Source organism: Synechococcus sp. R8-2, from assembly GCF_047461715.1.
Classification (GTDB): Bacteria; Cyanobacteriota; Cyanobacteriia; order Thermostichales; family Thermostichaceae; genus Thermostichus.
Map to the genome: position 1 here is coordinate 1 of NZ_JANSHQ010000400.1, position 2303 is coordinate 2303.

The 2303-nt window shown below is 60.9% G+C and carries 2 protein-coding genes; one reads left to right on the forward strand and one right to left on the reverse strand.

What is annotated here, in order from left to right; all coding sequences use genetic code 11:
- A partial coding sequence (locus tag NW819_RS09800) for a ComEC/Rec2 family competence protein (RefSeq protein ID WP_414413620.1) occupies positions 1 to 551 on the reverse strand: 551 nt, incomplete at its 3' end.
- 257 nt (positions 552 to 808) lie between these two features.
- Between NW819_RS09800 and cphA the strand changes: the two genes are divergently transcribed.
- Positions 809 to 2303: cyanophycin synthetase (cphA, locus tag NW819_RS09805; RefSeq protein ID WP_414413621.1), on the forward strand; the 1495-nt coding region annotated here is incomplete at its 3' end.

Here is a 2303-nt window from a genome sequence, read left to right on the forward strand (position 1 = left end):
CCCTGGCGCTGCAGGTAGGCTTGAAAATCGAAGCTGCCTGGGTTCAAGGCCGGACTGGGCAGGTACAGGGATCCCGTCAGGCGCACCCGTTGGTTGGGGTGCAGTTCCCCTCCTGGTGGGGCAAAGGACTCTGTCCGAGCAGCGCGAACGGGGCTGGTGGTGACATAGAGCTTGCCGGAGACCGGACGAGCCGTGGAGTTGGCTTCCAACACCTGCTCTGCTCTCAGCCAAAATTGCAGCCGTCCGCTGCGGGTGGGACGGGGTTCCGAGAGGACGGTGCCCACCAAGTTCATCTGCTGCTGGGGGGCCAACAGACTGATATCCGTCGGGCCGGGAAAAGGCTGCCGCCAACCCAGGTAACCCCAAGCCAGACACCCCACCAGCCCCATCGCCAGCCAAGTGCGGGCCAAACGCAGTCGCCGCCGACACAGCAGGGATCCCGCCAGCCCCAACCCCAGAGGGATCCCCCATCCCCATCCGGCAGCCTGAGGCCAAGCCCGCACCAGCAGGCCCAAGATCCAGCCCAACCCCAGCAGATAGGTTCTTTCCATGTGCCGCAGACCCGTCTGCCCCCCACTGTACCGATGTGGTCAAGCGGGATCCATTGCGTTGTCTTAACCTTGCTCGCCTGCCGAAAGAATTGTATTAGAGGATACTCTTTCTCGACCTTGGCAAAGGGAGTGTAGATTAGGGCTGGTCGCGCCAGCGGGATGTAGTCCTTGGCAGTTTCCTGCGCCGGCATCCTGAAAACGACCCTAAAACGACCCTAAGTTATCTGTCCCCTTCCCCGCTGTTTCCCCTAGACCCTATGCGCATCCGATCCATCCGCGTTCTCAGTGGCCCCAACTACTGGAGCATCCGTCGTCATAAGCTGATTCAAATGCGGCTTGATCTGGAAGACTTGCAGGAGCGACCCACCAACACCATCCCGGGTTTCAAAGAAAGGTTGGAGGCCCTGTTGCCGGGACTGTGGGAACACCAGTGCTCCCGCGGCTGCTATGGGGGATTCTTGCAACGGGTGGAAGAGGGCACCCTCATGGGCCATGTGGTGGAGCATGTGGCCTTGGAACTGCAGACTCTGGCCGGCATGAAAGTGGATTTTGGCCGCACCCGCGAAACCTCCACCCCCGGCACCTACAACGTCGTGTTCGAGTATCAAGAGGCAGAGGCCGGGCGCTTTGCGGCCAAAGCTGCAGTCTACCTCTGTCAGGCTTTGGTGGATGGAGAAGACTACCGCCGCGACCTAGAACTGGACATTCAAGAGTTGCGAGAGATCCGAGAGAACGTCCGCTTCGGCCCCAGCACCCAAGCTTTGCTGGACGAGGCCGCCCTGCGCGGGATCCCCTATCTGCGCCTCAACAAGGGATCCCTGGTGCAACTGGGGTACGGCGTCTACCAAAAGCGCATCGAAGCCACCACCACTGAAAAAACCAGCATCATTGCCGCCGACCTGGCCGCCGACAAGCGGGCCACCAAAGAACTGCTGCAGGACATGGGGATCCCGGTGCCCAAGGGCTATACGGTGCGTCGCCGCAGCGAGTTGGCAGCCACCATCGAGGATGTCGGGGGCTTTCCGGTGGTGATCAAGCCCCTTAACGCCAACCACGGCAAGGGCATCACCGTCAACATCACCAGCCTGGAAGCCGCCGAGATCGCCTACGATGCCGCCAGCCAATACTCCGATGTGGTGTTGGTGGAAAAGCACCTGGTGGGGGATGACTACCGACTGCTGGTGATCAACAACAAGCTGGTGGCTGTGGCCAAGCGGATCCCAGCCTATGTGGTGGGAGATGGCCGCTCCACCATTCAAGAGCTGATCGACGAAGTCAACAGGGATCCGCGACGGGGGTTTGGCCATGAAAACGTGCTGACCCAAATCAGCGTTGATGACATGACCCTGCGTATCCTCGAAAGCAAAGGCTACACCCTGGATACGGTGCTGCCCAAAGGAGAACATTGCACCCTCAAATCCACCGCCAACCTGAGCACCGGAGGCATCGCCGTCGATTGCACCGATATCATCCATCCCTACAACGCCTTCATTGCCGAACGGGCAGCTCAGATCATCGGCCTGGATGTGGCGGGCATCGACCTCATCTGCCCGGACATTGCCCAGCCCGTCAACGAAACCGGTGGCGGCATTGTCGAGGTGAACGCTTCTCCGGGTTTGCGCATGCACCTGGCCCCCAGCGAAGGGATCCCGCGCAATGTGGCTGAGCCCATCATCGACATGCTCTTTCCCCCCGGCAGCCACACCCGCATCCCCATCCTGGCCGTCACCGGCACCAACGGCAAAACCACCA